This is a genomic window from Thermodesulfobacteriota bacterium, from assembly GCA_040755095.1.
In the GTDB taxonomy this organism is placed as follows: Bacteria; Desulfobacterota; Desulfobulbia; order Desulfobulbales; family JBFMBH01; genus JBFMBH01.
The window spans coordinates 1-5,346 of record JBFMBH010000198.1 but is presented as its reverse complement, the minus strand read 5'-3'; the positions used below and the strand labels follow the sequence as shown (position 1 = coordinate 5,346).

Genomic DNA, 5,346 nt, shown 5'->3' with positions numbered 1-5,346 from the left:
TGAACTTTTGCATCAGGATGTTCTCTTCATTGGTCGCCCGGGCGCAAGAAAAACCGGCGATGGCGTCCGGTCCGTACATGGCCTTGATGGCGAAGAAGCGCTTGGCCACGTGATCGAGGGCTTCCTCCCAGCTGGTCTCCACCAGCTGGCCGCCCCGCCGGATCAGGGGCCTGGTGAGGCGGGCGGGATGCTGCACGAAGTTGAAGGCGAAGCGCCCTTTGACGCACAGGGCGCCATAGTTGGGCGCCAGTCCGGGCTCGGCATCCACCTCCATGATGGTGCTGCCCTTGACCTTGAGCCGAAGCTGGCAGCCGGCGCCGCAATACGGGCAAGTGGTGCGGACCTGGCGGACCTCTTCGCTGACCATGGGCACCAGGAGGTCCTTCTTGCTCAGGGCACCGGTGGAGCAGCTGTCCACACACTGGCCGCAGTGCACGCAGCGGGCGTTGAAGGTCAGGGTGATGTCCCGGGCCCGGCCGGCATCGTCCACGCCGCCGGCCGCCAGCTCCAGGGCGCCGTAGGCGCAAGCCCGCAGGCAGCGCTGGCAGAAGATGCACTTGTCGAGGTCCACAGCGATGAGCGGATGGGAGACGTCCCGGGTGTACCGGGGCGTGGTGGCCATGCCGGTCTTCACCGGATCCACGCCGTGCTCGATGCACAGCCGCCTGAAATCGCAGCGGTCATAGGCGGTGCAGCCGCAGGCCAGACAGCGGGCCGCCTCTCGCCGGGCCATCTCCTCGGTAAAGCCGAGCCGCACCTCGCCAAAGTCCTGCACCGCCCGCTCCGGGGGTCTGGCCGGCATCTTCTCCCGGAGCTTCACCCGGGTGCCGGCAAAGATCTGCTGGTCGACCTCGTCGAAGGACTTGCCGCGGCTGAAGTTGAAGCGGCTGTCCCCTGGCGTCTTGGCGCGGCCGCTGATGGCGGCATGGATGTTCTCTGCCGCCCGGCGGGCCGAGACCACGGCCTGGATCACCGAGCGGGGACCGCTTGCTGCATCCCCCGCGGCATAGACGTTGGCCAGGCTGGTCAGGGCGGTGCGGGGATTGGCCTTGATGATCTGCTGCGGGGTCAGCTCCAGGCCGGTGCTGTCCCCGGTCCAGGCCAGCTGCCCCAGGGCGTGGACCACCACGTCCACCGGCATCCGGCCCACCGAGCCCGGGATGGCCAGCGGCTGCCGGACGCCGCGCTCGTCCGCCTCCCCCAGCTTGGTGCGGATCAGCTCCACCTCCAGGCCGCCATCCTTTTCCCGGATCTGGATCGGCTGGGTCATGAGCAGGAGGCGCACGCCTTCGCTCTCCGCCTCCCGGATGCTCCGCTGGTTGGCGGGCATCTCCAGCCGCGCCCGGGGGTAGATCACCGTCACCTCTTCCACCGCTAGGCGCAGCAGGCTGCGGGCGCATTCCATGGCCACGTTGTTGCCGCCGATCACCACCGCCCGCCGGCCCAGAGCGCCGGCCGTGCCATCATGCACCCGGCGCAGGAGCTCCAGGGCTGGCACAACCTGCCGCAGGGTGGCGCCCGGGAGCTCCAGGGGCTGGTCCATACTGGCTCCGATGGCAAGCAGCGTGGCATCGTAACCCTGCCCGGCCAGCTCCTGGAGGGTGAAATCCCGGCCCAGCCGCTGGTGGAGACGCACCGAGATGCCCAGGCGCAGGATGGTGCCGATCTCGTAGTCCAGGACCGCCTTGGGGATCTTGTATTCCGGAATGCCGTAGCGTAAGAGCCCCCCCAGCTTGGCCTCGGCCTCGTAGACCGTTACCGCATGGCCGTTTCTGGCCAGGAAACAGGCGGCGGCCAGCCCGGCCGGACCGCCGCCGACCACCGCCACCTTTTTGCCCGTGGCCGGCAGGCGGGCAAGCCGCAGATCGACCTTGTTCGCCAGGCACCAGTCGGCGACAAAGCGCTTCAGATGGTTGATGGAAACCGGCTCGTCCACCAGGAGGCGGCGGCACCGGGTCTCGCAGAAGCGCGGACAGACCCGGCCCACCGAAAAGGGGAAGGGATTGCGCTCCATGACCAGCCGCACCGCCTCGGCATATTGCCCTTTGGCCACATGGGCGATATATCCCTGAACGTTGATCTGGCCCGGACAGGTCAGGTTGCAGGGCGCCTTGCAGTCGCCGAAATGGGTGCTGGCCAGCAGCGCCAGCCGCTCCTGGCGATGGGCCTGGACCTTGCGGGTGGCGGTTGCCACCACCATCCCCTCGGTCACCGGGGTGGAGCAGGCCGGCACCAACTGCCCCGCAGCGGCAACAGCGACGACGCAGATGCCGCAATCGGCCGGGAGCTTTCCCGGCAGGTGACACAAGGTGGGGATGACGATCCCGGCCTGGCGGGCCGCATCAAGAATGGTGCTGCCCGCCGGCGCCGTCACCGGCACGGTATCGATGACCAGGGAGATCGAAGCCATGGTGTCCAAATCCTGCGCTGGATCCGTTGCGCCACGCCGGGATAGCCCGGCCCGAACCGGTTCATATACTGCAAGCACCCAACCTATGTCAATATTGACATAGGTGATCGGCGGCGGGCAGGGCAACAACCAGAACCAGGGAGGTGGCCGGGCGATGGACAACAGGGAACGGTTCAGAATCCGCTCCAAGATCTGGATCGAGGACGCGAACGGCCAGGTGGTCTTCGGCAACGGTCGCTACCGGATGCTCATGGCCATCGACCGCCACCGCTCGTTGCAGATGGCGGCCAGGGAGCTGCAGATGAGCTACCGGGCGCTGTGGGGCCGGGTGAAGGCCTCGGAAGAGCGGCTGGGCAGGGTCCTGGTGGTACGGGAAGGGCGGGGGTCGTGCCTCACTCCGTTCGCCCGGGAGCTTTTGGCGAGCTTTGCGCGGCTGGAGCAGGAGGTCCGGGATCGGGCCGACCAGGCCTATGCCGGCCTGGTGGCTGGGGGCTTGCGCTGAGCTTGCAGCCCGACGATTGTCCGTGGAGCTGGCTCAGCCGCCCGGCCGGCGGGGTACAAACCCTGCCTGAGGCCGGCCTGGGTGCGCCCCGCGCATGGCAACTCCCAAGAGAAGCGCCACCTCGCCGAGACGCAGCTCGAAATTGACCAGACATCGGAAGTTGTCGATATAGATCCTTCGTAGCATCACCACTGTTTCCCCTTCCGTGACTGGGCCGCCTGCCCAGCCCCTGGCCATGGCGCTGGCCAAGCCCCACCAGATGCGGGTCCGGACGGCCAGGACAGCCGGCCGTGTGACCACGGCAGAGCCGGTCGCACCGCCTTTCCCCTTCCCCATGCAGCCGGCCGGTCTGAGCACCGGCTTTTCCCAGACTACCTTGGCCATCCCAGGCGTGGCGACCTCCTGGGCATGGCTCCCCGCTCAATGGGCGGCGTGCAGCAGCTCCAGGGCGGTGGCCCCGTCCTGGGGCGAGGAGGCGATGACCGTCGTCAGGGCCATGCCTGTTGAGACCGTGGCCAGGGCCGGGCCAAGGGCGTCGCTCGCCTCCAGCCGGTCCAGCATGGGCAGGACCACGGCAATGGTGTCGGCGCTGATCCGGGTGCTTTCGTGGACCACCGCCAGGGCTGCCGACAGCTGGCGGCCCAGCTCCTGCACCGCCGCGGAGGCGGCCAGGACCCCATCCCGGGCGCACCGCTCGGGGTAGTCGCTGACCCGGACGAGGGCCAGGGACAAGCTCCCCATGTACTCCTGCACCTTGTGGATCTCGGCGTCCACCGATTCTTGAAAGGCGCCAAACGGGCTCACCTTCATCATCTTCTTCTCCTCCTGGCTCAGCCCGACGGAGAAATGGGGCGCCATGGTGGTGGAGACGATGGCAAAGGAGCGGCGAAGCGCTTCGTCCTCGATGGCGCCGCCGGTCACCCGGTGCACGGTGATGACCCCCAGGATCCTCCCCGCCGTCTTGAGGGGCACCACCAGAAAGCGGGGGAGCCCGGGACCGGGGCTGTCCGCCACCACCGGCTCGCCGGCCATGATCTGGTCGGCCAGCGGCGGCAGCAGCAGGGAGGTGGCGGCCAGGTCCAGCTCGTCTGCCGACATGCCGTACTGCCCCTTGACCCGAAGGAGCCCGGTCTCGTCGAACAGCAGCACCGCGCTCCTCTCTACCTTGAAGCCCAGGCTCAGGGCCTGCAGGATGAGATGGATGCTGTCGTCGATGGAGCCGCTCCGGTTGAGGATGGCGCTGACGTTGAAGAGGGCCAGGTGCTCTTCCATCTGCTCCTGGATCGTCCGGTTGCGGGACTCGATGGCGGCCATCATGCTGTCATAGGTTTCGCCCAGAAGGGTCACCTCGTCCTCGCCGGTGACCACCAGGTCCTCGCCCTGCTCCTGGGTTTCGACCTCCTTCATCTTGCGGAGCAGGCGATGGAGGGGCCGGTTCACCAGCACCAGGGCCACCAGGATCGAGATGCCGATGGAGGCGAGCAGGGTGGCCCCAGCCGACAGGATGAGCAGCCAGCGGTTGTCGGTCACCATCCGGTCGATGTCCCGGGTGGAAAAATCCACCAGGAGCTTGCCGAGCACGGCGGTGTCCGGGCTATGGCAGCCGTGGCAGCGGCGGTCGTTCACGATGGGGTTGACGTTGCGCAGGATCCGCCGGCCGTCCGCCTTCTCGAAGAGCACCGTCAGGTTGTCCCGCTTCACCGCCCCGTCCGCGTGGCAGAAGGTGCAGCTCTTCTCCTGCCGGTCGAGAACGGTGCCGATCTCCGGCCGGAGCTTGGCCATCCGCACCTCGCCGTCCAGGGCGATGACCTTGATGTCCTCCACCATGGCCTCCTGGGCCACCGCATCGACAATGGCCTGCACCTTGTCCAGCTCGTTGGTGAGCATGGCGTCATCCAGGCTGCTCTTGATGGCGCTGCTCATCTTGCAGGCCTCCCGCTCGGCCATGGCCAGGAGGCGGCGCTCGGAGAGGCGGACATTGGTGTGGGAGAACAGGCTGATCACCACGAACAGGCCGGCGGCCATGGCCACCGCCATCTTGAAACCGATGCTCTTCCGAAGCTTCATCCTCATGGCGTGGCCGATCTCCGGGCGAAAGGTTGCGGGCATAGGCGCCAGGGCTGGGCTACAGGGCAGAGGGGACGATGGCGTTGTCCTGGACGGCGAAGGTCACCTGCCGCATGGCCTCCTGGATGACCTTGGTGAAGTTCTCGATCATGATGGTGCTCCTGGGGGAAAGGCGGCCGCGCACGATGACGCGGAAGATGCCGAGCTGCCGCTCGATCTCCTTCTTCTTCTCCTCCTTGGCCGCCACCAGGGCGATGCTCTCGTGCTCGATCTCCTGGAACCGCTTGACGGCCGTCGCCAGGACCATCTTCTTGTCCGGCGGCAGCTGCTCGATGCCCTTGCCCAGCTTCTTGATGAGATCGATCAC

Annotated in this window: 4 protein-coding genes; 1 reads left to right on the top strand and 3 read right to left on the bottom strand. The window is 67.4% G+C overall.

What is annotated here, in order from left to right; translation table 11 throughout:
- A partial coding sequence (locus AB1634_18560; protein ID MEW6221515.1) for an FAD-dependent oxidoreductase occupies positions 1 to 2,410 on the bottom strand: 2,410 nt, incomplete at its 3' end.
- Between the two features lie 154 nt (positions 2,411 to 2,564).
- Here AB1634_18560 and AB1634_18555 point away from each other — a divergent pair.
- Positions 2,565 to 2,912 carry a LysR family transcriptional regulator gene (locus AB1634_18555; GenBank protein MEW6221514.1) on the top strand — a complete coding sequence of 116 codons (348 nt, stop codon included), beginning with the start codon at positions 2,565 to 2,567 and terminating at the stop codon, positions 2,910 to 2,912.
- Between the two features lie 420 nt (positions 2,913 to 3,332).
- Here AB1634_18555 and AB1634_18550 read toward each other — a convergent pair whose 3' ends face one another.
- Complete coding sequence (locus AB1634_18550) at positions 3,333 to 4,985, bottom strand: hypothetical protein (protein MEW6221513.1); 1,653 nt, start codon at positions 4,983 to 4,985, stop codon at positions 3,333 to 3,335.
- 52 nt (positions 4,986 to 5,037) lie between these two features.
- Positions 5,038 to 5,346, bottom strand: a 309-nt coding sequence (locus AB1634_18545) for a hypothetical protein (GenBank protein ID MEW6221512.1), incomplete at its 5' end; no start/stop codon positions are given.

Excerpts from the sequence above, each read along its gene's own strand:
- AB1634_18555 (MEW6221514.1), top strand. The coding sequence starts at position 2,565 with ATGGACAACAGGGAACGGTTCAGAATCCGCTCCAAGATCTGGATCGAG.
- AB1634_18550 (MEW6221513.1), bottom strand. The coding sequence starts at position 4,985 with ATGAGGATGAAGCTTCGGAAGAGCATCGGTTTCAAGATGGCGGTGGCC.